Genomic DNA, 24,381 nt, shown 5'->3' on the forward strand with positions numbered 1-24,381 from the left:
TGACGCGGGCTCGCGCGCGCTCAGAAGGTCGCCTGCAGCTGCAAGCGCACCTGGTCCATCGCGCCAGTGAACGCCGAGCTGTAGAGGCGGAGATAGTCGAGCTGCAGCTTGAGGAAGTGACGGGCGAAGAACACGTTCACCACGCCGCCCACCTCGGTCTGATCGGGCAAGCTCGTGCCGTGGCGCGCCGCGATCCCGCGCGAGCCGCCATAGCGCACGCCCAGCTCGAGCGGCGTATACGGGATCAGGTAGCCCGCCTGCGCGAAGTAGCCGATGCCGTTGCGCGCGGCGACGGGCGTGAGCGGCTGACCCATGAGATCGACGGCGTTGCCGGGGATCCGCCAGCCGTTCCGCCAAAAGAAGGCGCTGTCGAGCGAGAAACCGGCGATCCGGAAACTCAGATCGGCGGTCGCGTTGTGGGTGCTGGTCAAGCCGCCGTCGGCCGGGATGGCGCCGGCAAAGCCATGGGTGTCGTGCGGGTCGCGATCGATGAAGCCGTAGGCACCGCCGATGAGCATGCGCGGCTTCATGCTGCGGTCGAGGTCCGACTCCTCGAGGTCGTCGTACTGGCCGAACGGCAGCACCTCGAAGCGGCCGAGGTACATCAGGCCAAAGTTGCTCGGGCCGTACTTGGCGATGCCGTCGCCAAGGTAGACGCCGAGGTAGTAGCGCAGCTTGCCGAGCCCGGCGATGTCCTTCGAGCGCAGGTCGAGGCCGATGTCGCGATCGAAGGTGAACTCGTTGTTGGCCAGCGAGCGATCGACGAACTGCAAGCTCGTGATCTTGTTCATCCGCTGGTGGTTGTAAGGGACCTTGTACTGACCGACGACGAGGGTGAAGTCGCGGAAGCGGTCGAAGGTGAAGAACCAGTCGAGGATCGGCGAGCGGTGCGGGACGCCGTCCTTGAACCCGAGCTCGGCCGGCGCGAACGTGAGGGCGATGCGGTACTTGATGTTCTTGGTGAACACGTTGCCGCTCAGCCACACGCGCGCGCGCCGGAACTGCAGCGTGAGGTCGGTGTGCTCGGCGGGGCCGGGGCCCTGATCGGTGCCGGGCTGGCCGGGCACGTGCAGCACGCTCGCCTGCAGCTGCATGAAGGCGTTGAAAGCGAGCGAGAAGCGACCGCTGGCGCTGGCGACCTCGAGGCCGACGCCGGGCCGCCACTTGGTGCGGCCGTCAGCGGTGATCGGGTCCTCCGCCATGCGCGCGGCCTCCCACCGCGGCGCCCACTTCGAGGGCGGGGGCGTCGCGGGTGTGGCGGGCGTCACCTGAGCGGCGGCCCGCGGGGCCGCAGCCGGGGTCACGACCGGCGTCGCAGCCGGCGCCGGGGCAGCGACGCCCGGGCTCGTCGCGGGCGCGGGGCTCGGCGTCGCGGCCGGCGTCTCAGCGGGGGCGTCGCTCGCGGGCGGCGGCAGATCCGGCGACGGCGTCGGCTCCCACGGACCGGGAGACGCGAGGGCGACGAGCCCGCAGAGAAGCGTGACGTGCATGGCGGCTATGTGCGGGAACAGCCCCCGCGCTGTCCAATGAATGTACTTTCACCGGATCACAGCACGACGTTCACCAATTTGCCGGGCACGTAGACGACCCGCCGCGGGGTCTTGCCCTCGAGGTGCCGGGCCAGCTCGGGCGAGCCCATGACCAGCTTCACGACTTCGTCTTCGGAGATCCCGACAGCCACCTGCAGCTCGGCCCGTCGCTTGCCCCCGATCTGGACCACCAGCGGGAACGTGTCCTCCGTCAACCACGCGTCGTCGGCCGCGGGCCACGGCTCCTGCGCCAGCGAACGCGGGTGCCCCAGCGATTGCCAGATCTCCTCGGCCAGGTGCGGCGCGAACGGCGACAGCAGCAGCACGAACTGCTCGAGCGAGTCCCGCGGCAGCGGCTCGTCGGGCGCGGCGATATCGCGCACGTAGACCATCATCGCCGAGATCGCGGTGTTGAAGGCCAGCCGGTCGATGCGCTCGCTGACGGCGGCGATGGTCTTGTGCAGCAGCCGGCGCTGGCGGTCGGTGCCCTCGCCCGGGACCGTCTCACCTGACTCGAAGGCCAGGCGATGCACGCGCTGGAGGAAGCGGAAGCAGCCGGCCACGCCGTCGGTCTGCCACGGGGCGCTGTGCTCGAGCGGGCCCATGAACATCTCGTACAGGCGCATGGTGTCGGCGCCGTACTGGCGGATGACGTCGTCGGGATTGACGACGTTGCCGCGCGACTTGCTCATCTTGTCCCACTGGATCGTGACCGGGGCGCCGCTGTCCTTGACGCGCCACTGGTCGGTGTTCGCCAGCTGCTCGACCTGGAACGGCAGGAACGAGTTGACGCGCCCGTCGGGCAGCTTCTGCTGGTAGGTCGCGCCGAGCACCATGCCCTGGTTGACCAGCTTCTGGAACGGCTCGCGCGTGCCGACGTGGCCGAGGTCGAACAGGACCTTGTGCCAGAACCGCGAGTAGAGCAGGTGCAGCACCGCGTGCTCGGCCCCGCCGATGTAGAGGTCGACCGGCAGCCAGTAGTCCGCGGCCTCCCGGCTGAACGGCGCCAGGTCGTTGCTCGGGTCCATGAAGCGCAGGTAGTACCAGCAGCTGCCGGCCCACTGCGGCATCGTGTTGACCTCGCGCAGGCCGTGGCCCGCCGGGCCGTCGTAGCGGCGCCACTCCTCGGCCTTGGCCAGCGGCGGCTCGCCCGACTCGCTCGGCTGGTAGTCGTCGATCGCCGGCAGCGTCACCGGCAGCTCGCCGTCGGTCACCGGGAACACAACCCCATCCTCGCCGTGGACCAGCGGGAACGGCTCGCCCCAGTAGCGCTGGCGCGAGAACAGCCAGTCGCGCAGCTTGTAGGTCACGCGCCTGGTCCCGAGGCCCTGTCCTTCGAGCCAGGCGATGATCTTGCTCTTGGCGTCGGACGTCGCCAGGCCGTCGAGCAGCCCGGAGTTGACCGCCGTGCCGTCGCCGACGTGCGGCGCCTCGGCGATCGGCTTGTCGCCGCCCGACACGACCTCGACGATCGGCAGGCCGAACGCGGTGGCGAACGCGTGGTCGCGCTCGTCGTGGCCGGGCACCGCCATGATCGCGCCGGTGCCGTAGCCCATCAGCACGTAGTCGCTGATCCAGATCGGGATGCGCTGCTGATTGACGGGGTTGATGGCGAAGGCGCCGGTGAACTCGCCGGTCTTGTTGCCCTCGGCGGCCTCGGCCTGGCGGTCGCGCTCGCTGCGGGTGGCCGCGCGGGCGACGTAGGCGGTCACGGCGTCGCGCCGCTCGGGCGCGGTGATCGCCGCGACCAGCGGGTGCTCGGGCGCCAGCACCATGTAGGTCGCGCCGAACAGGGTGTCCGGGCGGGTGGTGAAGACCGTCAGCTTGCCCTCGGGACCTGTCCGATCGGCCAGCTGGAAGTCGACCTCGGCGCCCTCGGAGCGGCCGATCCAGTTGCGCTGCATCTCGAGCACGCTGGTCGGCCAGTCGAGGCCCTCGAGGTCGGCGATCAGGCGCTCGGCGTAGGCGGTGATGCGCATCATCCACTGGCGCATCGCCCGGCGGACCACCGTGTAGCCCTGCTCGACGTGCTCGGCGACCTCCTCGTTGGCGAGCACGATGCGCAACTCGGGGCACCAGTTGACCGGCGCGTCGTGGAGGTAGGCCAGGCGGCGCGCGTCACGGTAGGCGCGGACCGCCGCCTCGCCGCTCGCGGTCACCTCGGCGGGGATCGGCAGCTCGGCGATCGGCCGCGCGCGCCTGGCCTCGGCGTCGTAGAACGAGTCGTAGATCTGCAGGAAGATCCACTGCGTCCACTTGAAGTAGCGCGGGTCGGTGGTGTCGACCTCGCGCTCCCAGTCGTACGAGAAGCCGAGCGTCTTGAGCTGGCGCTTGAAGTTGACGATGCACTCGGCCGTGCGCTTGGCCGGGTGAGTGCCCGTCTTCATCGCGTAGCGCTCGGCCGGCAGCCCGAACGCGTCCCAGCCCATCGGGTGGAGCACGTTGTAGCCGCGCATGCGCTTGTAGCGGGCGACGATGTCGGTCGCGGTGTAGCCCTCGGGGTGGCCGACGTGGAGGCCGTCGCCCGAGGGGTACGGGAACATGTCGAGGACGTAGTACTTGGGCCGCTCGGGGTCGACCTCGGCGGCGAAGGTGCGGTGCTCGTCCCAGTACCGCTGCCAGCGGGCTTCGATCGCGCGAAATTCGTAGGTCATGGCGCGCCGCAACGCTAAGCCGAGCGCGCGCGATTGCCAAGAGAAACCCGCGGCGGCTCCGCGGAGGATCCGCCCGTCCGCGACCTCGGCGTGGACCGGTCGACTGCGGCGCGGCCCGACGGCCTCCGCGACCGGTCCGGCGACCTGCCTGACGCAGGCGCGGCCCGCCGCGACCGGCGCTCAGGGCTCCGGGCAGGGCCCGGAGCGGGGCGTCACGGCGATCGTCGCACCGGCCTCGACCTGGACCTTCGTCACCAGCGTGACCTCTTCCTTGCCGGGGCCGAAGCAGCGGCCGACGTAGCCGGTGTCGGTGAGCGCGCGGGCCTCGATGTGCCAGCGCCCGGCCGACCCGACGACCACCCGCATCTCCGCCGAGTTCTGGCTCGCGGGACAGGTGGCGGCGTCGCCGACCACCTCCTCGTACGGATCGACCTTGATCGTGCACGGGGCCGGCGGCGCCTGCTCGCAGCCGACCTTGGTCGCGCGCAGCGACACCGTGGTCGCGCCGTTGGTGCCGCACAGGTCGATGACGTCGACCTGCGCCACGATCTCGACCTCGCCCGGCGTCGCCCCGGGCGGGGTCGTCGTCGACCCGCTGCTGCCGCTCTCGGTGCTCGCGCCGCCGTCGTCGCCGCAGGCCATGACCAGCGCCAACGAACCTGTCCCCAGGAACCTGCTCCAAAGTCTCATCAAAGCTCCGTCTCCGTGCCCGTGTCGCCGCGCATCCTGTTTACATGCCCCATGGGTCATGTCCCCAAGGACATGTCCTGAAGCATCCTCGGCCCCCGCGCCTCGCCGACCTGTCCCGAAGTATCATCGCCGGCTCACTTGCCCTTGCCCTTGCCGGTGTTGGTCTTCGGCTTGCCCTGCGGCTCGACGTGCTTGTCGCCGCGCGCGCCCTTGCCGGTGGTCGCCGCGGCCCCGCCCTCGACGGCCTGCTTGCTGGCCTTGAGGACATCCTGCCACACCTTCTTGCGACCGGCCGGCAGCGCCGCGAGGCGGCCCGTCACCTCGGCCTCGACCGCCGGCCAGGTCTTGCCCTGGGCCAGCACCGTCGCGAACGCGGCCTCGATCGCCTCCGCGTAGTGCTTCGCCACATCGACCTTCGCCACCGCGCCGGCCTCGCTGAGCAGCTTGCCGCTGGCGACGAACTTGTTCTTGCAGGCCGCGTCGACCTGGGCCCGCGCCGCCGTGGCCGCCGCGATCTCGGCGTCGACCTCGGCCAGCCCGGTGCCCGCGTCGCTCGCCGTGGCCGCCAGCGGCAGGCCCGACCACAGGTCGCGCAGCTGCACGACGAGCAGCTGCGCGTGCTTCTGGCTGGCCCGCAGCGCGTCGCCGAGGTCCGCGTTGGCGTCCGCCTGGGCCTGCGTCTTGCCGGCCGTCATCTGCGCGCACAGTGCAACCTGCGCGACCGTGAAGCGGCGCAGATCGAGCGCGAGCTGCCGGCCCGCCGCCGCCGCGTCGGCCTGTCCTTCGGGACCGGTCGCCGCCCGCCCGAGCGCCTTGAGCGGCTCGGCCCCGCGACCCTCCTGGCGCCGGCTGACCTCGAGGTCCGCCTCGACCGCGGCGGCCGTGTAGCCCGCCCCGCCGGCCGCGAGGATCTCGGCCAGCCGCGCCGGCCCGGCGCTGTAGCCCCCGGCGGCCCCGTCGACCGTCAGCGCCGGCCCCTTGTACTTGCCGGTCTTGGCCTGCAGCGGCTGCTCGGCGGCCTTGGGCGCCTTGAGCAGCGCGAACGTCACCCGCGTCGGTCCGACGTAGCTGGTCTTCACGCTCTTGCCTGCCAGCGTGAATTTGGTCTTGTCGGTCAGCTCGCGCCCGCGGATCTCGCCCTCGACGCCCTTGCCTTCGGGACCTGTCCAATAGGACATGGCCTCCACGACAGGCGTCTTGATCACCGCGACCGGCTTCTTGCTGGCGAACTCGCGGCCCTGCGAGACCGCGACCAGCGGCTGGTCGGTCGGCGCGTCGTCGGGCAGCGTCAGCGTCACCTTCGACTTGCTGGCCGGCGCCTCGGGCTGCAGACTCACCTGTCCCAAGCGCCAGGTGGTGACCGCGTCGAGGTTCTTGCCGCTGATCTTGAGCGTGCCGGGCGCGCCGACCTCCTTGGGCACCGTCGTCAGCCCCGGCGTCGGGTGGACCGTGAACGCCACCGCCGAGCCCTTCTTGCGCGCCTCGGCCTTGAGGTCGCCCGACTTGGCGCCCTTGGCGATCGTCACCGTCGCCTTGGTCTCGCCCTGCTCGCCGGCCTTGAGCGGCTTGCTGCCGAGCTTGAACTTGGCCGCCTCGAGGTGCGCGCCGGTGAGCGCCACGCTGTCGCCCTCGAACGCCGCCGTCGGGCTCACCGCCGTCAGCGCCGGCGCGTAGAAGATCTCGTAGTCCTTCTTCAGCGCCGCCTCGCCGCCGACGCTCGTCACCGCCAGCGGCCCGGTGGTCCCCGCCGGCGCGGTGAAGCGGAGCGACGTCGCCCCGAGCTCGTCGACCTTCACCGGCGCGCCCGCGAGCGTCAGCGTCGTCACCCGGTCGAGGTTCTTGCCCTTGAGCGTCACGACCTCGCCGGGCGCCGCGAACTTCGGCGACGCGCTCGTGAGCCCCGGCGCCTTGACGAAGCCGGTGACCGCCAGCTCGGCGACCTTCTTCTTGGCCCGCTTGAGGAGCAGCTTCTTGGCGCTCTTGGTCTTGAGCGGCACGGTCGCGGAGATCGAGCCGGCCGTGATCTTCACTTCCTCGAGCGCGATCGCGTCGAGCATGACGACGTCGCCTTCGACGAAGTCCGTGCCGGTGATCGTGATCGTGTCGCCGGCGCCGAACTCCGCCGGAGTCACGGCCTGCAGCGTCGGCGCGGCGGAGGCCTCCGCGGGCGTCTGCTCGGCCCGCACCGGCGCCGCGGCGGCGAGCAAGATCGCGACCCCGATCGCCGCGCCGATCACGTTCGCTCCAGAACCCGACCACGTCATGACGCGCACCGGCGAAGATTCGCCCCGCGAGCCGGCGATCGTCAAGGTATCCTCGCCGGCGCCGTATGCCATCGCGTCGACTGTCGCTGTTCTCCGCCTCGCTCGTGTCCCTCGCGATGATCCCGCTGGCCGGCGCCGCCGAGCCGACCGGCAAGCACGCTGCCGGCAACAAGACCCTCGGCAAGCCGCTCGCGCGCGTCGTCGCCGCGGATCATCCGGCCGCGCGTCCGCGGCCGCTGAGCCTCGCGCAGGCGGGCAAGGCCGCCGCCCCGGCGCCGTTCGTGCGGGCCGCGCTGATCGATCTCGCAGCGCGCTCGAGCGAGCCGGCGCGGGTCCGCCTCGATCCCGCGCACGGCACCTTGCGGCGCTTCGACGGCCGTGTCGCCAACCCGCACGGCCTCGGCGTGCGCGCGTGCGAGGCCCTGCTCGCCGAGCACCGCGACGTGCTCGGCCTCGCCGCCGCCCCGGGCGCGGCCGATCTCGTGCAGACGCGCGTCATCAATGGCGACGCCGGCGACCTCGCGCTCCACTACGACGTCCGCTTCCGCGGCCTGCCGGTGTGGGGCGCCGAGGTCCGGGCTCACTTCGACGCCAGCGGCGCCCTCACCTCGATCGCCGCGCAGAACCTCGGCCGCCTCGATCCGCCGCAGCTCGTCAAGTTCGGGGCCGACGCCGCCCGCGTCCGCGCCCGTCGTGCCAACGGCCCTGACGCCGTCGATCGCCGCGCCGTCGACCTCGGCCCCGCCGAGCTCGGCGTATGGCCGCAGAGCCACGATCGCGGCGGCGTGCTCGCCTGGCGCCTGCTTCAGACCGTCAGCCTCGCCGAAGGCGGCTATCAACACTTCGAGACCTACGTCGACGCCGAGGCCGGCCGCGTGCTCGCTCGCCGCCCGCTCGTCGCCACCGAGACCGTCAACTCGACCACCGGCACCGCCAACGATCACTTCGGCAAGCAGGTCACCCTGCGACTCTCGCACTACCCGGGCAAGGGCGAGTACGGCCTCTACGACCGCAGCAAGGGCCTCGCCGCCGCCACCTTGCAGACCCTCGACGCCGGCAACAGCGACCTTCCGGGCAACGCCGCGCTGGCCACCAGCAAGACCAAGACCGCGTGGACGGCCGCCGAGGCGACCGCGCACGCCCACATGCAGAAGGTCATCGACTACTTCCAGGCCACCCACGCCCGCAACTCGTGGGACGGCAAGGGCGCCGCGGTCGAGCAGCTCATCCACTACGGCCAGGCCTACAACAACGCCTTTTGGGACCCGTACAACAAGCACATGGCCATCGGCGACGGCGACAAGTTGATCTTCAAGGAGTTCACGCGCTCGCTCGACGTCTCGGCCCACGAGTACAGCCACGCCGTCATCACCGGCACCGCCAACCTCGTCTATCAGAACCAGCCGGGCGCGCTCAACGAGAGCTTCGCCGACGTCATGGCGATGATGATCGACCGCGACGACTGGGTCCTCGGCGAGGACGTGGTCGGCCCCGGCTTCGGCGCCCCGTTCGCGCGCAGCTTCATCGATCCCAATTTGGGCGGTCAGCCCAAGCACATGGAGAAGATCTACAAGGGCACCGACGACTACGGCGGCGTCCACATCAACAGCGGGATCCCCAACCACGCCGCCTACCGCCTCGCCATCGCCCGCAGCCGCGAGCTCGTCGAGAAGGTCTGGTACCGCACCCTCTACAAGGGCCACATCGGCAGCCAGGCCAGCTTCGTCGACATGGCCCAGGGGACAGTCGCCGCCTGCAAGGAGCTCATCGCGCTCGGCCAGGCCACCGGCGCCGACTGCACCGCCACCGCCGAGGCGTGGGTCGACGTCGGCGTGCTCGCGGCCAGCGACGTGCCGAAGGACGGCTGCCCTGACAAGTCGTCCGAGAAGGACGGCCTGTGCTACTGCGACCCCGGCTTCGTCCCCAGCGGCGACGGCACCGCCTGCGTCGCGCTCGGCGGCGTCGACTGCCCCGCCAACTCGATCGAGGCCAACGGCCTGTGTCTGTGCCAGGACGGCTTCAAGCCCAACCAGGACGGCAGCCAGTGCGTCGCCGAGCAGAACGGCTGCCCGCTCAACTCCGGCTGGGACGCCGCCAAAAAGAAGTGCGTGTGCGACCCCGGCTTCGAGGGCGCCCCCAACGCGCCTGACGGCAAGTGCGAGCCTGTCGAGAGCGACTGCCCGGCCGACGCGCACCCCGAGTGGGCCGACCCGATGGACCAGGCCGACTACACCTGCGCCTGCAACGACAACTTCGAGGACGACGGCAACGGCAACTGCGTCGTCATCGCCGGCACCTGCGGCAACGAGTCGTTCTTCGGCCGCTGCGACGGCGACACCCTCGTCTACTGCCAGCCCGGCGTGCCCGACGACGAGATCCACGGCATCGACTGCGCCGGCGAGGGCCTCGTGTGCGGCAAGTTCGACTCCGTCGTCGGCTACGACTGCCTCAACCCTGACGGCAAGGGAGCGGCCGCCACCTGCGACGCTGACGGCTATCAGGAGTGCGGCGCGGGCAACCCGTTCTGCGTGTCCGAGCAGGACGCATCCACCGGCTTCTGCTCGCACGAGTGCAAGGCCGGCGGCGACTGTGAGAGCGCCTACGACTGCTGCGCCAGCGTCTCCGACGGCACCCGCGCCTGCCTCGTCGATCCGTACTGCGCCGAGAACATCGACACCAAGGCCACCTGCAAGGACATCCCCGGCGGCAGCACCTTCCACGGCAAGTGCGTCGGCGACGTGCTCGTCTACTGCGACGGCTCGACCGGCGTCACCCAGGAGGTCTTCTGCGTCAAGGAGGGCAAGGAGTGCGGCTTCGTCGACAAGGCGACCGGCTACAGCTGCGTCGACCCTGACTCGGGCGCCTTGCCGGAGGCGCCGGCCGACTGGTGCCCGCACGAGAAGGACGGCAGCTGCGACGTGCCCGACCTGTGCCCCGAGGGCTCCGACGGCGCCGACTGCAACGCGTGCGGCGACATCGGCGAGGCCGGCGCCTGCGACGGCGACCTGCTCAAGTTCTGCGACCCCGACGACGGCCTCGTCACCACCGACTGCGCCGCCACGCCGACCACCCCGAGCTGCGGCCCGGGCGACGACGGCACGTTCGCCTGCGGCCCCGGCCCCGGCCCCGACGACCCGACCACCGGCGGCCCCGGCAGCGACAGCGAGGGCTCGGACAGCACCGGCGAGGCCCCCAGCTCCGACACCGCCACCGCCGGCGAGGTCGGCACGATCACCTGCGCCTGCCGCAGCGACGCCCCCGTCGACTGGCGCCAGCTGCTGCTCGCCGCCCCGCTGCTGCTCCGCCGGCGCCGCAAGCATGGCTGAAAGAGCATGTCTCTCCGGGCATGCCCTTCGGGGCATGTCTCCGAGGACATGTATCTCTATAAAATCTCCGAAGCGCTGGCCTGCTCCGATGGGGCTGGTCGGTATGGCTACGAGCTCGAGATTCCGTCAGCCTCGCCCGCCGAAATCATCCGAGGCCGCGAGACCGGGCCCCACGCTCGAGCCCGATGGACATCCCTGCCTTGTCCTGCTCTCCTGTGTGCTCGCCATGGCTAAAAACTCGCCGACGAGACACGACCGTATGCATCGGCCCTCGCGGCCGTCCGCGCTCCCTGCTCTGCTCGCGGCCGGTTTGGTCCTCGGCCTCTCCGCCAGCGCCTCCGCGGCCTGCGTCGACGAGGCCACCTGCACCGTCAAGAAGCCGCTCCTGCTGTTCGTGCTCGACTACTCGACCTCGATGAACAGCCCGATCTCCGGCCCGCTGACCCGCTGGCAGGCCGCGGTCGACGGCCTCGTCGATCTCCTCGCGGAGAACGACGGCCTGCTCGCCGATCAGCTGCAGATCGGCGTGCTGCGCTTCGGCCACGATCCCGCGCCCGCGATCGCCGGCACCGCGATCGCCGGCGACGCCTCCGGCCTGGTCGACGGCCAGCGCCTCGACATCGGTTTTTATGATGCGCTCGCGCCCGACCATGCCTACCTGCAATGCAACGGCGACGCCCTGACCACCGCCCTGTTCGCCGTCCCGACGCCCCTCGACGGTCAGCCTGACGGCATCGAGTCCTGGACCGGCGGCGCCCTCGCACAGGCCAAAACCTACTTGCAGCAGACCCTCGCCGATCACCCGCTCGACCTCGGCACGCGCGACGCGGCGATCGTGCTCGTCACCGACGGCCCGTGGACCGACCCCTCCGGCGCCACCGAGCTGGCCCCACCGGACGCCGACCCCGCCCTCGTCGCCGCCGACCTTCTCAATGACATGTCCGTTCGGACATACGTGGTCGCGCTCGGCGAGGCTGCCAATCAGCCCTGGGCCGACGCGATCGGCGTCGCCGGCGGCACCGGCTCCGCGCGCCTCGGCCTGTCCTTGCAGGGCCTGAACACCTCCCTCGCGGCGAGCGCCCGCGCCGTCGCCCGGGACGTCCGTCTGCCGCGGTGCAGCCCGACCATGGCGCGAGCGACGGTGCTGCTCGACGCCTCGTCGTCGCTGCTCAACATCAACGGCGGCACCCAGGCCGGCCCCATGGGCACCACGTCCTGGGACCAGATCCGCGACGCCCTCACCGGCACCGCCTCGCTGTTCGACCGCCCCGTCCTCGCCAGCACGCGCGAGCACTTCTCGCTCTTCGGCCTTTCCGTGTTCGGCCACGACACGCCCGCGCCCGGCGAGCAGCAGCGCCTCGTCGACTACGGCCTGTGTCACGAGGCCCAGTTCGCCTGGGCTCTCGATCCCGAGACCTCGTGCGAGCTGCCAGGTTGCATCGATCCATGGCAGGCCCGCCCATCACCTGGACCTTCAAAAATTCCGCCGACGAGCCCGCCCTGCCGTTCGCCGGGCCCGTCGTCAGCCACATGCCGCGCTGCGACCTCCACCCCAACAACCCCCAGGCGTGCACCGGCTCCGGCAGCTACCTCCACCTCGGCCTCGAGCTCGTGCAAGCCGACCTCGCCGCCTACAGGTCCGCCTGCCTGGCCGACGGCGCCGCCATGCCGTGCACCGCGACGACCCCGTTCGTCAACGTCCTGATCGTCGACAGCCCCTACAACTCGAGCGACGCCGCGGTCCAGGTCCCGCTCGAGGCGATGCACGCCGCCGGCGTCACCACCCGCGTGATCGGCTTCGGCGAGCTCCTCGGCCTGCCGCTGCTCACCACCCAGCTCGACGCCATGGCCGCCTGGGGCTCGGGCGGGCTCGAGCCCCCGCTCGAAGCCAAGAACCAGCTGCAGCTCGAGGCCGCGCTGGCGAGCATCGCCGATGGTTTGCCCGCCGATCCGTGCTGCGACACCCGCGTGTGCAGCCCGGCCAGCTCCTGCGGCGACGGCATCGTCGACTTCGGCGAAGAGTGCGACGACGGCAACGGCCAGACCGGCGACGGCTGCAAACCCAACTGCTTCCTCGAGCCGCCCGACGAGACCACCACCGGCGACGAGACCACCACCGGCGACGCGACCGACACCGCGACCGACACGGCCTCGACCACCGGCACCTCGACCACCGACGCGATCACCAGCACGACCTCGACCGACACGACCTCGACCACCGGCACCTCGACCACCGACGCCATCACCGGCACCACCTCGACCACCACGCTCGACCCGACGACGACGACGACCGCGACGACCTTCGTCCCCACGACCGACGGCCCGCCCACCACGCAGGGCCCCGGCGACACCTCCGACACGACCGCCAGCAGCAGCAGCGCCACCGACTCCGCAGGCACCGGCGGCATGAACGCGAGCGACGGTTGCAACTGCAACAGCGACCCATCCCGCGACCTCGGGCCCGCCTTCTTGTTGGCCCTCGCCGCCCTCGCCCGCCGACGCCGTGACAGGGCCGTTTCGCCCTGTCTCTGAAGCCATGTCTCTGCGGCACCCAGGGGTCGAGCGGGTGCTCGATCCACCGGGGCTCTCAAACAAGTTGCGCGCTCACGTCGACCGCGTGAACTCGTCGATCTCGCCGCGCAGCCACGCCGTGAAGTCCGCGTAGTCGTGCGCCTCGGCCGACACCCGGGCCCCGCCCTCGCGCTTGCGGGCGAACAGCGGCTCCTCGGCGTGGTGGCGGCACACCGGGTATTCTGGCCCGGGCGCGCTGGTGTCGAAGCACCACTGCCCGCCCCCCCCGGCGTCGGCGAACGCCACCAGGTGGTCGGTGACGATCGCGTACTCGCTGCCGTCGTCGTCGACCCACCGCACCCCGGGCCCGACGCGCACGTGCTCGCGCGTGTGCGCGGCCGCCTCGCGCGGCGTGTACGCGCACAGCTCCACCACCTCGCCGGCCGCGTCGAGCACCCGCAGCGAGCCGAACGACGCCATGAACGCGCTCCAGCTCGGCGGCGGCGAGAACTCGACCTCCGGCCGCAGCGCCGCCACTAGTTCGCTCAGCACCGCCGGTGGCACCGCCCCGTAGACCGCCCCGAGGTCGCGCTCGGCCGCCACGGCGATCAGCCCGTAGACCAACTCGTCGAGGCCGCCGCTGCCCCCCTTGCCCTTCGCAACTGTCTTTCGCGCCATGTCCTCTCCGACCTTGCCCTTCGGACCTGCCCTCTACGCCATGTCCGGATCGACCTTGCCCTTCGGACCTGTCCTCCATGACATGTCCGAGAGCCCCCGGCCCCGGCCTCGCGCTTCGGACCTGTCCTTCATTCCCTGCCCCGAGCGCCTCAGAAGCGCAGGCGCAGCCCCGCCCCGCCGGTCCATTGCAGCCGCGTCGGCCCGAGGGCGATGCTGTCGAGCTTGCGCTTCGACTTGACCGCCTGCACCAGTAGGCCGATGGCTGCCCCGGTCACGAACAGGCCGAAGAGCCCGCTCCAGTAGCCGCCGGCCACCAGCCCGCCCTTCGGCTTCTCCGCCTCTTTCATGGGCAGGCCGCCCATAGCGTTCCAGTCCAGCGCCTCCGCGTACTCCTTCTTGCGCTGGACATGGATCGTCAGCATCGCCGCCGCGCCCCCGAGCGCCCCGAGCCCGAGCACCAGCAGCCCGGCGCCGAGCCCGATCTGCCGCTTGTACGCGCCGGCGATCCGCACCCGCCGTCGGCCGAGCTCGTCGATGCGCTGATCGACCAGCATCTGCTCGTCGGGCGACGCGTGCGGGCGGAACGCCTGGTACTCGCTCACCGCGGTGTTGAGCTTGCCCTGCGCCTCCGCCAGCACCGCCAGGTTGAAGTGCATCGGCCGCCAGTTCGGCGCGAAGAAGGCCACCCGGCGGAACTCCGCCTCCGAACCGACGTAGTTCCCCTTATTAAAATGGTCGACCGCCTTGAAGGCGTGCTTCTGCGCCTGAGGGTTAAGCGCCTCCGTCAGCTCCGCGCTCGCCGGCTCCGGCTGCTCCGCCTCGGCCGGCTCCCCCGCCTCGCGCGCATGGACCGTCGTGGGCGCGGCCAGCGAGGCCGCGCACGCGCAGGCCACGGCCGCGCGGCCGAGCCTTCGACATGCTGTTTCGGACATCTTCATGGCCGCTCGCCTCTCGGACCGGCTCTCCGGCGCCTCGACACCTGTCTCGAACAACATGTCCCTCACGCCATGCCCCGAAGGTCAGAAGCGCAGCGTGACCCCGGCCCCGCCGTTCCACTTGAGGCGGGTCTTGCCGAGGTTGATGCCGTCGAGCTGGCGCTTCGACTTGATGGCGTTGCGCAGCGGGATGATCGAGTACGTCGTCAGCAGCAGGCCGACGATCACGACGTAGATGCCGCCGTACAGCATCAGCTTCCCGCGCCGCTCGAACTTGTCGGACTCTTCGCGGAGGCCGGCCGCATGCTCCGCGTACTCGTTGTAACATTGGCTGCCCACGTCCGGCTGAGGACAGTTATTCCCCATCTGAACGACCGTCTCCGCCGCCGCGTCCCACTCCTTGGCCTTCTCGGTCTGCTTCGGCCCGAGGATGAACATCGCCACCGCGCCGCCGATCGCTCCGACCCCGAGCGTCATCGCCGTCGCGCTGAGCGCGATCTGCCGCTTGTACGCCCCTGCGATGTTCGTCTTCCGTCGCCCCAGCTCGTCGAGCCGCTGATCGACCACCATTTGCTCGTCGGGCGACCCGTGCGGCCGGAATTCCTTGTACTCCGACACCGCCGTCCCGAGCTTGCCCTGCGCCTCCGCCAGCACCCCCAAATTGAAGTGCAGCGGCCGCCAGCGCGGCGCGAAGAAAGCCACCCGGCGCCACTCCTCTTCCGAGTCGACGAACGCCCCATTTTTAAAATGTTCGATCGCCTTGACCGCGTGCTTTTGGGCCTGCGCGTTCAGCTCCTCCGAAGTCTCCGCCGACGACGGCGCCGGCCCCTCCGGCTCGGTCGCCGACGCCACCGACGGCGTCGCCAGCGAGGCGGCACAGATCACCGCGACCGCCGCCCGGCCCAGCTTGCGTCCTGTCCCTTCGAACATGTTCCTTGAACCTTGCAGCAGCATCACTCGCCGTCCTTCGGCACGATCTCATAGGACTTCGTCACCCGCGACCAGCGGGAGATCGGCACCTGCGCCAGCGCCTTCTCCAGCTTGTCCGCGTAGGCCAGGCCCTCGCCGGCGTCCATCGCCGCCGGCTTGAAGCGGTCGAAGTCCTCGCGGTGGGTGAACGCGTAGACCACCAGCGTCTCGCGGGCGGGCGTGTTCGGGTCGCGCAGGCTCGCCGCGATCGCCTTCTCGTCGGGCGTCGGCAGGACCAGGCTGGCCTTGCCCTTGATCGTCGGCAGCGGCACCGAGTCGCTCGGATACACCACCCCGCCGGCCGCGGTCTCCTCGAGCGCGATGACGATCAGGTACGCCGTCTCGCTGGCCGAGAACTCGAAGTGGACCCGCTCGCCGTCGACGAACTTCTCCGGCATCTTGACCCAGAAGTCGAACTGCTTCTGCTGGGCCGCGCGGTCGTAGGAGAACGCGTACGCCTGCGGGTCGCCCCACTCCATCGAGTCGAGCGCCTCCGTCGCCGCCTCGCGGCCGCCCTGGACGCCGATGCCGCCCTTGCCCACGCGGCCCTTCGCCGCGCCCTCGGCCGAGCGGACCAGCTTGCGGAAGCCCGAGCCGACGCGGACCGACTTGACGATCACCTCGCCGCACGGCCCGTCGGTGTCGGCGGTCAGCGTCTTCACGTTCTGGATCTCGTACTCCGCCTCGACCGAGCGGCCGTAGCGGGCCTCGAGCTTGAGCATGTCCATGTAGCCGCCGGCGAACGCCGTCAGGTCGCCGAGGCCGACGCGGTACTTCTTCTTGTAGCTCGACGACGACTCCTTGACCCGGACCTCGCAGCCGGGCGCGCGCTCGTCCGCGATCGTCCACGCCCCCGCCGTCGTCACCCGCACCTGGCGGCCGAGCAGCGCCTCGGCGTCGCCGGTCGGCTCGAGCAGGAAGTGGGTGTCGGACGAGAACCCGCCGATCTTCTCCGCCACCTCGGAGTCGGCCTTGGGCGCGGCCAGGAAGCCTTGCTTCGTACATGCCCCGAGGGACATGCCCCCGAGGACAGCCATCACGACCCACGCGGCGCGGCTCATCGCGAGTACCCCCACGAGACGATGAACTCGTCGGCGGCGCTGAGCTTCTTGCCGAGCGTCAGGTGCGGCGTCTGCTCGCGGTTGGCCTTCTTGGCCTCGCGCTTGACCCGGGGCCCGATCCACTCCGCCAGCTCCTTGAGCGAGATCTGGCCGTCGCCGTTGATGTCGCCCTGGCCGCTGCCGATCGCCTCGATCAGGTACTTCGAGAACAGCCCGCCCGAGCCGTCGGCGGCCGGGCCCGAGATCTCGGCGCCCGACGAGGCCGACAGCATCGCCACGCGGGTCTGCGGCTTCACGTCCTCGATGCGGACCAGCGGGCGCGTCCCCGGGGCCAGGACCGAGCGGCCGCCGGCGCCGGAGAAGCACGAGTCGGCCATCGCCAGCACGTCCTTCGCCTTGGTCTTCTCGAGGTCGCCGAGCACCTCGGTCATCGGGATCGCCGTGTCCTTGAGGTACTGCGGATCGCCGTCGAACGGCACGATGTAGCTGACGCCGGTCGTCGGCTCGGGCGCCCCGTGGCCGCTGAAATAGAAGTACACCCGGCCGCCGCTGGGCACGTTGGCCTGCAGCCAGCGCATCTGCTTGGCGATGTCGGTGCGGCTGGCGCGGTCGTCGAGCAGCACCTTGATGTTGTCCTCGGGCACGCCGAGGGTGACCCGCGCCAGCTCGGCGAACTTCTCCGCGTCCGAGCGGGCCCCGCCGGCCGGCGTCACGTCGCGGTACTTCTCGATGCCGACGATCAGCGCGTACGCGGTCGGCTGAGGCGACGCCGACACCATCGACGCGCCCTTGCTGCCGCCGCCGCCGCCGCCGCCGTTGTTCTTGATCCGCGCGCTCGGCTCGTCGCCGGTGGCCCGCCAGTCGGAGCTGCCGGAGTCGCCGGAGCCGCCGACTTCGTTGCTCGCCATCCGCGAGTCGCCGCCGCCGGAGCCGAGCGAGCCGGCGTCGACGCGCAGCTCGGAGGGGATGATGAGGGGCGGGAGCTCGTCGACCGGGGTGGCGGTGGCGATCTGCTGTTGTTTGCAGGCCGGCGCCAGGAGCAGCGCGGCGAGGGGTAAAACGATGCGACGCGACACGGGGGACATCCATATCCGTGCGCCGCTGCTACAGTCAACGCACCCCCGGATGATTGAAGTCGTCGATCTCACCAAGTCCTTCCCGATCTCGCGCCAGCAACGGCGCGAGCAGGCTGCCGCGGGGCCTCCAGCACCCGGCGCCGCGCCGGCTCCTGGAGCCGCGGGCGCGTCGAGCCTCCAGGCTGTCGCCGGCGCCAGCTTCCGCTGCCTGCCCGGACGCGTATTCGCCCTCCTCGGGCCCAACGGCGCCGGCAAGACCACCGTCTTGCGCATGATCGCCACCCTGCTGCGCCCTGACGGCGGGCGGATCTCGATCGCCGGCGTCGATGCCCTGGCCGACCCGGTCGCGGCCCGCCGCCGGCTCGGCTTCCTCACCGGCTCGACCAAGCTTTACGAGCGCCTGACCGCCGAGGAGAACGTGCGCTACGCCGCCGACCTCCACGGCGTCGGCGCCGCGGACTACAAGCGCCGCCGCGACGCCCTGTTCGCCGCGCTCGGCATCGACGCCTACGCCGGCCGCCGCGCGGGCCAGCTCTCGACCGGCATGAAGCAGAAGGTCGCAATCGCCCGCACCATCATCCACGACCCCGAGGTGGTCGTGTTCGACGAGGCCACCTCCGGGCTCGACGTCATCGCCGCGCGGGCCATCATCCAGCTGATCCAGGACTGCCGCGCCCGGGGCAAGACCGTCCTGTTCTCGACCCACATCATGAGCGAGGTGACGATGCTCGCCGACGACCTCGCGGTGGTCCATCGCGGCCGCCTGCTGGCGATGGGCGGCCTCGAGGAGGTCCTGGCCCGCGCCGTCGACGAGCGCGGCCAGCGGCGCACGCTCGAGGACGAATTCGTGCGGCTCGTCGACGCCGCCGAGGAGGTGCGGACATGAGTTCGCCGGCCCTGGTCGTCTTCCGCAAGGAGCTGCGCGACACCCTCCGCGACCGCCGCACGCTGATCGCGATGGTCGTCGTGCCCTTGCTGCTGTTCCCGCTGTTGATGGTGGGCATGGCCAAGTTCTCGCAGTCGCGGGCCGCCGAGGCGCGCGACAAGACCCTCGCCGTGGCCGTCGCGGACGCCGAGGCCGGAGCCGGCCGCGGCTCCGGCCTGGCCGATTTCCTGCGCCACGAGCCCGGCCTCGAGATCACCGAGGTCCAGGACGTCATGGCCCTGCCCGAGCGCGTGCGCACCGAGGAGCTCGACGCCGCGATCGTCATCCCCGCCGGCTACGCCGCCGCCGTGGCCGCCCACCAGCCCGCGCCGCTGCAGCTGCTCCACAAGTCGAGCGACGACTTCGACATCCCACGCACCCGGCTCGAGCAGACGCTCGCGCGCTTCGAGCAGAAGCTGCTCGAGGAGCGCCTGCGCGGCCTCGGCATCGAGCCGCGCTCGATCGACCCGCTCGACATCCAGCGGACCGACGTCGTCAGCTCGCGCGAGCTGTTCGGCAAGCTGCTCGGCGGCCTCCTGCCGTACATGTTCATCATCTTCTGCTTCACCGGCGGCATGTACCCGGCCATCGACCTGGCCGCCGGCGAGAAGGAGCGCGGCACCCTCGAGACCCTGCTGTCGTCGCCGGCCAGCCGCCTGCAGATCACCCTCGGCAAGTTCGCCGTCGTCACCCTCACCGGCTTCACCTCGGCGCTGCTGGCCACCGTCGGCATGTACGTCAGCGTCCAGAGCGTCTCTGGCATCCCGCCGGCGGTCCTCGCCGCGGTCCAGAGCGTGCTCGCGCCCGGCACGATCGCCCTCGTGCTGGCCCTGCTGCTGCCGCTCAGCGTGTTCTTCGCCGGGCTGCTGCTGATGCTGTCGCTGTACGCCCGCTCCTACAAGGAGGCGATGAGCATCATCAGCCCGCTCATGATCGTCGTCGTCGTGCCGGCCGCGATCGCCCTGGCCCCGGGCGTACGCCTCGGCGTCGCCACCGCCCTGGTGCCGGTCCTCAACGTCTCGCTGGCGACCCGCGAGATCATCGCCGGCACCGCCGAGCCGCTGCACCTCGCGCTGGTGTTCGCCTCGCTGCTGCTGCTGGCCGCTGGCAGCATGGTCGCGTGCGCCCGCTGGTTCTCCCGCGAGGACATCGTGTTCCGCTCATGAAGCAGATCCCGCCCCCGCATCGGCGGGAGGCGGGTCGTCCGCTCCAGTCGCAGTTCACCCGGGCGCATGGCTGGGGCCGTCGTGCGCCCCCTGATAGCGGGCCGTGAAGCCCCTCGCCGCAATGATCACACATGGGCGAGCGCCCCATGAACAAAGGTACGACGGGTGGCGACGAGGTCCGGCCTGCACCCCGCCGGGCCGACCTGTTGCGGGGCATTGGCGCCCCCGAGCGCGCGCCAATGTCGTCTATCGCCCCCCGAATGATGATTGTTCGCAACTCATCATTGCGATGGGAGCGGGTCACGGACGCCTGTCCGGCGGACAATTGACCATTCCTGCGAATCGAGCTTCTGGAGCATCACGCCAATATCGGCGGCATGCGGCTGCGCGGCGACTCTATGCATATGTAAGACACGCCCCTCCGCCGCCGCAATACCCCGCCGGCGCGGGCCGCGAAAAACCATTTCCACACCTTCACACCGCCGTGGTAGGGTGGCTGCGTGAATGGGAGGAGCGTAATGACGGACTCAAATCGCGTGATCCTGGTGGCCTCGATGCTGTGTCTCGGGGGCGCGTGTTATGAGGGCACCGACGGCGGTGCCGAGGCCGCCGACGCGCGCGAGACCGAGTACAACGCCGAGGTGCTGAACGGCCCCGTGCTGCAGGGCCCGGTGCTGAACGGTATGGTCCTCCAGGGGATGATCCTCAATGGCCCGGTCCTCAATGGTCCCGTCCTCCAGGGTCCCGTCCTCAACGGCCCCGTCCTCCAGGGCCCCGTCCTCAACGGAATCAAGCTCAACGGCCCCGTCCTCCAGGGCCCCGTCCTCAACGCCCCCGTCCTCAGCGGCACCCTGTTCTCGGGCAAGGTCCTGAAAAACGGCAAGCCGGTCACCGTCCAGGGCGCCGACTTCATCGGCTCGGAGTGGAACCTCCACATCGGCACCCACATCGACGGGGTCGACCACTACGAGGATTACGTGCTGCGCTTCGACAACATCTACCAGTCGGAGGAGCAAGACGACGTCTACCTCTACGATATCGTGCACCGGCCGAAGAGCGGCGGCCCGTGGAAGTCGCTGTGCGTCGACGAGAACAACCTGCCGGTCCCGGCCGTCCCGCTGCGCAACTACTGGAACCTCGAGACCGGCGATCGCATCGACACCGACAACGTCATCACCTTCGCCTGCAAGAACGCCGTCCTCGCCAAGTGTACCCTGTGGGGCTACCGCCCGTGGGCCAGCGCGACCCGCTGCAAGGACTACGAGAAGGGCAAGAAGTGCGGCCCGATGAGCCTCACCGATTACCACCAGGCGTGTACCCGCATGGCCCGCGCCGACTACTGCGGCAACGGCGAGCCGTGGACGATCAACGGCAACGCGATCGACCTGTGGGACCACCTGACGCCGCAGATCGAGGCGCCGACCACCAATTGGTTCATCGAGGCCGAGTGGACGCCCGAGGGCGCCTACTGTCTCAACGACATCCGCATGCAGTCGCTCAAGCAGCAGGGCCACTACCCGGCCTGCTTCCTCGACAAGAAGGGCAAGCCGAAGACCATCCAGGACTGCGGCTCGCTCAAGAACCACCGCGCGCTCATCACCAGCACGTTCAACAAGAACGAGGCCGATGACGACGACGACGACGACGACGACGACGACGACGATTGCGGCAAGGGCGGCAAGGGCCACGGCCACGGCCACGGCCACGGCCACGATCACGACGATTGATCATACCTGCCCGCACGCGCACCCGGCCGTCGCCCGCGACGCGCCGGGTGTCGTCATTCGCGAATCACAGCACCCGCTCGGCGCCGGCGATCGTCGGCGCGGCGCTCACGACGCCCGCGCCTGGGCCCGGTAGCGCGTCGGCGTCGTGCCCGCCCAGCGCTGAAACGCGCGCGTGAACGAGTTCAGCTCCTCGAACCCGAGCAGGAACGCCACCAGGCCAGCGTCGAGCTCGGTGCGCGTCAGCAACCGCCGCGCCGCCTGCTCGCGCACCTCGTCGAGCAACTGTTGATAGTTGGTCCCGGCCGCCTCCAGGCGGCGCTGGAGCGTGCGCGGGCTGACCCGCAGGTCGCGCGCGACCTTTTCGACCGAGGGGCGCTCGCCGCACATGCAGCGGCACATCGCCAGCCGCGCCTCGTCGGCGAGCGGGCGGCGCTGCCCGTTCGCGGCGGGCTCGACTTCGAGGCCCGGCAGCAGCAGCGCCAGCAGCTCGGCCTCGTGGCGCACGAACGGCTCGGCGAGCGCGGCCGCCGGCAGCACCAGCAGATCGGTCGGCGCCTCGAACTGGACCGGGCAGCCGAAATGCCGCACCAGCAGCGCCGCGTCGGCCCGCCGCCGCGTCAGCTCGACCCGCCGCGGCGCGATCGGCTGGCGCGTGCCGCGTCGCAACAGCGCCAGCATCGACGCGAACGTCGCGTCGACGAGCAGCCGCGGCGGGTCGCGCTCGGCCAGCAGCCACTGGCATCGCACCCGCGCCTCGTCGTCGACGCGCGTCACCGTCACCTCCTCGGGGCACTCGAGCTGCCTGAACCTGCCGAGCTTGGCCAGCGCGTCGCCGACGTCCGCCGCGTGCAGGGCCGCCAGCGCGGCCCTGTCGAATCGCTGCGCCAGCGCCTCGGCCCCGAGCCGCAGCCCGAGGTCGGGCGCATCGGCGAGCGCCTCGATCGCCTGCCACACCGCGAAGAACTCGGCGGTCGTGAGGCGCCCGCGCGGCGGTCCCGGCTCCGCCGACGAGACCCCGGCGCGCGCGAGGATCTGCGCGACGTCGAGGCCGAGCGCGGCCAGCCGCGCGAGCATTACCCCGGGGACGGGGACCAGGTCCGCCATCGCGCTCATCGTCGCACGGCCGGCGGCATCGCCGCCACCGCTGGCGAACCCCGGGACCGCCGCGAAATCGCTCGTCCCGCGGCGCCACCTCGCTGGCCACCGAACATCGGCCGCGAGCGACCCACATCGCCTGTCGCTGTCCTCCGGCGAGCAGCGTCCGCGGCTCGCGGAGAATCACATGTCCCGATGGACATGTGCTCATGGCCATCCTCGGCTGTCCCCCAGGACAGCCAGTCTCCTGCCCGCCCGCTACCCCGGCGCGCACAGGTGCGCGCTCAGGACCGCCACTGGCTGGTCCCACAGCCGCTCGTAGGCCACGCTGAGCAGCTCGCGCGAGCGGCGGCCGCGGCGGTAGGCCGCGCGCAGGCGGCCGAGGTAGGCCCCGAAGCCGCGGACCCCGTCACGGCGGACCCGCAGCGCCGTCGAGAACACCAGCACCAGCGCGGCCGAGGGCACCCCGAGGTTGCCGAACACGAACGCCTGCAGCTCCATCTCGCCGAGCTCGTCGGTGGAATAGCCGGTGATCACGTGGAACAGGTCGTGCGTCTCGCGGTAGCGCTTGCCGAGGTAGTCGACGTCGTTTTCGACCGGGAACGAAGTCACGAACGGCTGGATGCCGTTGGCGCGGAAGTAGCGGACGAACTCGTGGCCGAGCGTGCCCTCGGGCAGGCGCGCTAGCGCGTCGAGGTCGAGCTCGCGCCCCTGCAGCGTCGGCCGATCGGCCAGCAGGCGCCGGCCCGGCTCGCTGTCGCGCCAGGCCCGGGCCAGCCCGCGGTACACGTCGCTGTCCATGCACACGTTGAGCAGCGGCCCGTAGATCGGGTGGCCGGCGTCGTTCTTGAGCACGTTGAGCGCCCGCACCCCGAGCCGCAGCCGCGTCGCCAGCGACGCCCCCTCCGGCAGGCTCGGGATCGCGGTCGGCTCCTGCGGGCCTGGGGACGGCTGCTGCATGTTCTTCGGCGTAGCACAAGTGGACAGTGGTGTCCATTTACGGATCGGCATACAGTCCCGCCGTGGCCGCCGACGCCCACGACTCGCCCCCCCGCCGCCGCGACGCCCAGGACAACCGCGAGCGCCTGGTCGCCGCCGCCCGCGAGGTGTTCGCCGAGAGCGGCTTCGAGGTCCCGCTCGACGCCATCGCCCGCCGCGCCGGCGTCGGCCGGGCCACGCTCTACCGCAACTTCCCCGACCGCTACGCCCTCGGCTCGGCGATCTTCGAGCACAACCTCGCCGCCCTCGAGGCGCTCGCCCGCGCCCACGCCCGCGACCCCGCGGCCTTCACCGCCCTGCTGTCCGCGATCATCGAGCAGCAGATCGCCAGCCACGCGCTCGTCCCCGCGCTGCTGAGCGGCCCGACCGCCCCCGACCTGCACGCGCTGCGCAGCCGCATGATCCGCCTGCTCGCCGGCCCCCTGCGGCGGGCCCAGGCCGCCGGCGCGATCCGCCCCGACCTGGTCTCCGCCGACGTCCTGGCCGTGATCGCCATGATCTCGGCCGCGGTCCTCCACGCCCCCTCGGTCGCCGCCCGCCGCCGCCGCGCCGCCCGGGCCCTCCAGCTCATGCTCGACGGCCTGGTCCCGCGCACCTGAATGCGCGGGCCGTGGGTCCCGATCGACATGTCTGCCAGGACATGTCCCCGTGGACAGTCATCCACACGCGCTCGCTCCGAAGAACGGGCCCGACCGCCTTGACGCATCGCCTGGCGTAACATGCATGTCCTTTAAGACATGTCCTCATGACATCGCTCCGAGTCAAATTCGAGCAGG

The 24,381-nt window shown here is 71.1% G+C and carries 18 protein-coding genes; 7 read left to right on the forward strand and 11 right to left on the reverse strand.

Going from position 1 to position 24,381, the window contains the following annotated elements:
• Window positions 1-20: 20 nt before the first annotated feature.
• The 4 genes from POL25_RS27740 to POL25_RS27755 all read right to left on the reverse strand — a co-directional run bounded on the left by POL25_RS27740 (window position 21) and on the right by POL25_RS27755 (window position 7,209).
• Window positions 21-1,490, reverse strand: coding sequence for a porin (locus POL25_RS27740; RefSeq protein ID WP_272089236.1), 1,470 nt, complete (start codon window positions 1,488-1,490; stop codon window positions 21-23).
• 56 nt (window positions 1,491-1,546) lie between these two features.
• Window positions 1,547-4,183 carry a leucine--tRNA ligase gene (leuS, locus tag POL25_RS27745; RefSeq protein WP_272089237.1) on the reverse strand — a complete coding sequence of 879 codons (2,637 nt, stop codon included), beginning with the start codon at window positions 4,181-4,183 and terminating at the stop codon, window positions 1,547-1,549.
• 180 nt (window positions 4,184-4,363) lie between these two features.
• A complete protein-coding gene (locus POL25_RS27750; RefSeq protein WP_272089238.1) occupies window positions 4,364-4,873 on the reverse strand; it encodes a hypothetical protein in 510 nt (169 codons plus the stop codon).
• A 134-nt stretch (window positions 4,874-5,007) separates the two neighbouring features.
• Window positions 5,008-7,209, reverse strand: a complete 2,202-nt coding sequence (locus POL25_RS27755) for an IPT/TIG domain-containing protein (protein ID WP_272089239.1) — start codon at window positions 7,207-7,209, stop codon at window positions 5,008-5,010.
• Between POL25_RS27755 and POL25_RS27760 the strand changes: the two genes are divergently transcribed.
• From POL25_RS27760 to POL25_RS27770, 3 genes are all read left to right on the forward strand, one after another.
• The gene (locus POL25_RS27760) at window positions 7,203-10,463 is read left to right on the forward strand and encodes a M4 family metallopeptidase (RefSeq protein WP_272089240.1); all 3,261 of its coding nucleotides are present in this window, start codon (window positions 7,203-7,205) and stop codon (window positions 10,461-10,463) included. The two genes, POL25_RS27755 and POL25_RS27760, sit on opposite strands and share 7 nt — an antisense overlap.
• Window positions 10,464-10,722: 259 nt before the next feature.
• On the forward strand, window positions 10,723-12,168 hold the full coding sequence (locus tag POL25_RS27765) for a vWA domain-containing protein (protein ID WP_272089241.1): 1,446 nt from the start codon (window positions 10,723-10,725) through the stop codon (window positions 12,166-12,168).
• Window positions 12,075-12,995 (forward strand): MYXO-CTERM sorting domain-containing protein, encoded by a 921-nt coding sequence (locus tag POL25_RS27770; RefSeq protein WP_272089242.1) that lies wholly within the window; start codon window positions 12,075-12,077, stop codon window positions 12,993-12,995. Before POL25_RS27765 ends, POL25_RS27770 begins: the two co-directional genes overlap by 94 nt.
• 72 nt (window positions 12,996-13,067) lie before the next feature.
• On the opposite strand, the gene POL25_RS27775 is transcribed toward POL25_RS27770, so the two are convergent.
• The 5 genes from POL25_RS27775 to POL25_RS27795 form a co-directional block, all read right to left on the reverse strand.
• A complete protein-coding gene (locus tag POL25_RS27775; protein ID WP_272089243.1) occupies window positions 13,068-13,652 on the reverse strand; it encodes an SMI1/KNR4 family protein in 585 nt (194 codons plus the stop codon).
• Window positions 13,653-13,801: 149 nt separating this feature from the next.
• Entirely contained in the window at window positions 13,802-14,590 is a 789-nt protein-coding gene (locus POL25_RS27780; protein ID WP_272089244.1) for a hypothetical protein, read from the reverse strand.
• An 81-nt stretch (window positions 14,591-14,671) separates the two neighbouring features.
• On the reverse strand, window positions 14,672-15,517 hold the full coding sequence (locus POL25_RS27785; RefSeq protein WP_272089245.1) for a hypothetical protein: 846 nt from the start codon (window positions 15,515-15,517) through the stop codon (window positions 14,672-14,674).
• Window positions 15,518-15,540: 23 nt separating this feature from the next.
• On the reverse strand, window positions 15,541-16,575 hold the full coding sequence (locus POL25_RS27790) for a hypothetical protein (protein WP_272089246.1): 1,035 nt from the start codon (window positions 16,573-16,575) through the stop codon (window positions 15,541-15,543).
• A 38-nt stretch (window positions 16,576-16,613) separates the two neighbouring features.
• Entirely contained in the window at window positions 16,614-17,693 is a 1,080-nt protein-coding gene (locus POL25_RS27795; RefSeq protein WP_272089247.1) for a caspase family protein, read from the reverse strand.
• 49 nt (window positions 17,694-17,742) lie between these two features.
• Here POL25_RS27795 and POL25_RS27800 point away from each other — a divergent pair, with 49 nt between their 5' ends.
• The 3 genes from POL25_RS27800 (at window position 17,743) to POL25_RS27810 (ending at window position 21,511) form a co-directional block, all read left to right on the forward strand.
• The gene (locus tag POL25_RS27800) at window positions 17,743-18,579 is read left to right on the forward strand and encodes an ABC transporter ATP-binding protein (RefSeq protein ID WP_272089248.1); all 837 of its coding nucleotides are present in this window, start codon (window positions 17,743-17,745) and stop codon (window positions 18,577-18,579) included.
• Window positions 18,576-19,784, forward strand: a complete 1,209-nt coding sequence (locus tag POL25_RS27805) for an ABC transporter permease (RefSeq protein ID WP_272089249.1) — start codon at window positions 18,576-18,578, stop codon at window positions 19,782-19,784. Before POL25_RS27800 ends, POL25_RS27805 begins: the two co-directional genes overlap by 4 nt.
• A gap of 518 nt (window positions 19,785-20,302) precedes the next feature.
• Window positions 20,303-21,511, forward strand: a complete 1,209-nt coding sequence (locus POL25_RS27810) for an ADYC domain-containing protein (protein WP_272089250.1) — start codon at window positions 20,303-20,305, stop codon at window positions 21,509-21,511.
• A 105-nt stretch (window positions 21,512-21,616) separates the two neighbouring features.
• Here the strand turns inward: POL25_RS27810 and POL25_RS27815 are convergent, their stop codons facing one another.
• Together POL25_RS27815 and POL25_RS27820 are read right to left on the reverse strand one after the other, a co-directional pair.
• Complete coding sequence (locus tag POL25_RS27815) at window positions 21,617-22,615, reverse strand: AraC family transcriptional regulator (protein ID WP_272089251.1); 999 nt, start codon at window positions 22,613-22,615, stop codon at window positions 21,617-21,619.
• 249 nt (window positions 22,616-22,864) lie between these two features.
• Complete coding sequence (locus POL25_RS27820; protein ID WP_272089252.1) at window positions 22,865-23,566, reverse strand: Coq4 family protein; 702 nt, start codon at window positions 23,564-23,566, stop codon at window positions 22,865-22,867.
• Between the two features lie 62 nt (window positions 23,567-23,628).
• Between POL25_RS27820 and POL25_RS27825 the strand changes: the two genes are divergently transcribed.
• Window positions 23,629-24,204 carry a TetR/AcrR family transcriptional regulator gene (locus tag POL25_RS27825; RefSeq protein WP_272089253.1) on the forward strand — a complete coding sequence of 192 codons (576 nt, stop codon included), beginning with the start codon at window positions 23,629-23,631 and terminating at the stop codon, window positions 24,202-24,204.
• Window positions 24,205-24,381 lie beyond the last annotated feature (177 nt).

It is taken from the genome of Nannocystis bainbridge (genome assembly GCF_028368995.1).
Classification (GTDB): Bacteria; Myxococcota_A; Polyangia; order Nannocystales; family Nannocystaceae; genus Nannocystis; species Nannocystis bainbridge.

Coding starts and splice junctions, on each gene's coding strand:
- POL25_RS27740 (WP_272089236.1), bottom strand. CDS start 1,490: ATGCACGTCACGCTTCTCTGCGGGCTCGTCGCCCTCGCGTCTCCCGGT.
- leuS (WP_272089237.1), bottom strand. CDS start 4,183: ATGACCTACGAATTTCGCGCGATCGAAGCCCGCTGGCAGCGGTACTGG.
- POL25_RS27750 (WP_272089238.1), bottom strand. CDS start 4,873: ATGAGACTTTGGAGCAGGTTCCTGGGGACAGGTTCGTTGGCGCTGGTC.
- POL25_RS27760 (WP_272089240.1), top strand. CDS start 7,203: ATGCCATCGCGTCGACTGTCGCTGTTCTCCGCCTCGCTCGTGTCCCTC.
- POL25_RS27755 (WP_272089239.1), bottom strand. CDS start 7,209: ATGGCATACGGCGCCGGCGAGGATACCTTGACGATCGCCGGCTCGCGG.
- POL25_RS27765 (WP_272089241.1), top strand. CDS start 10,723: ATGCATCGGCCCTCGCGGCCGTCCGCGCTCCCTGCTCTGCTCGCGGCC.
- POL25_RS27775 (WP_272089243.1), bottom strand. CDS start 13,652: ATGGCGCGAAAGACAGTTGCGAAGGGCAAGGGGGGCAGCGGCGGCCTC.
- POL25_RS27780 (WP_272089244.1), bottom strand. CDS start 14,590: ATGAAGATGTCCGAAACAGCATGTCGAAGGCTCGGCCGCGCGGCCGTG.
- POL25_RS27785 (WP_272089245.1), bottom strand. CDS start 15,517: ATGTTCGAAGGGACAGGACGCAAGCTGGGCCGGGCGGCGGTCGCGGTG.
- POL25_RS27790 (WP_272089246.1), bottom strand. CDS start 16,575: ATGTCCCTCGGGGCATGTACGAAGCAAGGCTTCCTGGCCGCGCCCAAG.
- POL25_RS27800 (WP_272089248.1), top strand. CDS start 17,743: ATGATTGAAGTCGTCGATCTCACCAAGTCCTTCCCGATCTCGCGCCAG.
- POL25_RS27805 (WP_272089249.1), top strand. CDS start 18,576: ATGAGTTCGCCGGCCCTGGTCGTCTTCCGCAAGGAGCTGCGCGACACC.
- POL25_RS27810 (WP_272089250.1), top strand. CDS start 20,303: ATGACGGACTCAAATCGCGTGATCCTGGTGGCCTCGATGCTGTGTCTC.
- POL25_RS27815 (WP_272089251.1), bottom strand. CDS start 22,615: ATGGCGGACCTGGTCCCCGTCCCCGGGGTAATGCTCGCGCGGCTGGCC.
- POL25_RS27820 (WP_272089252.1), bottom strand. CDS start 23,566: ATGCAGCAGCCGTCCCCAGGCCCGCAGGAGCCGACCGCGATCCCGAGC.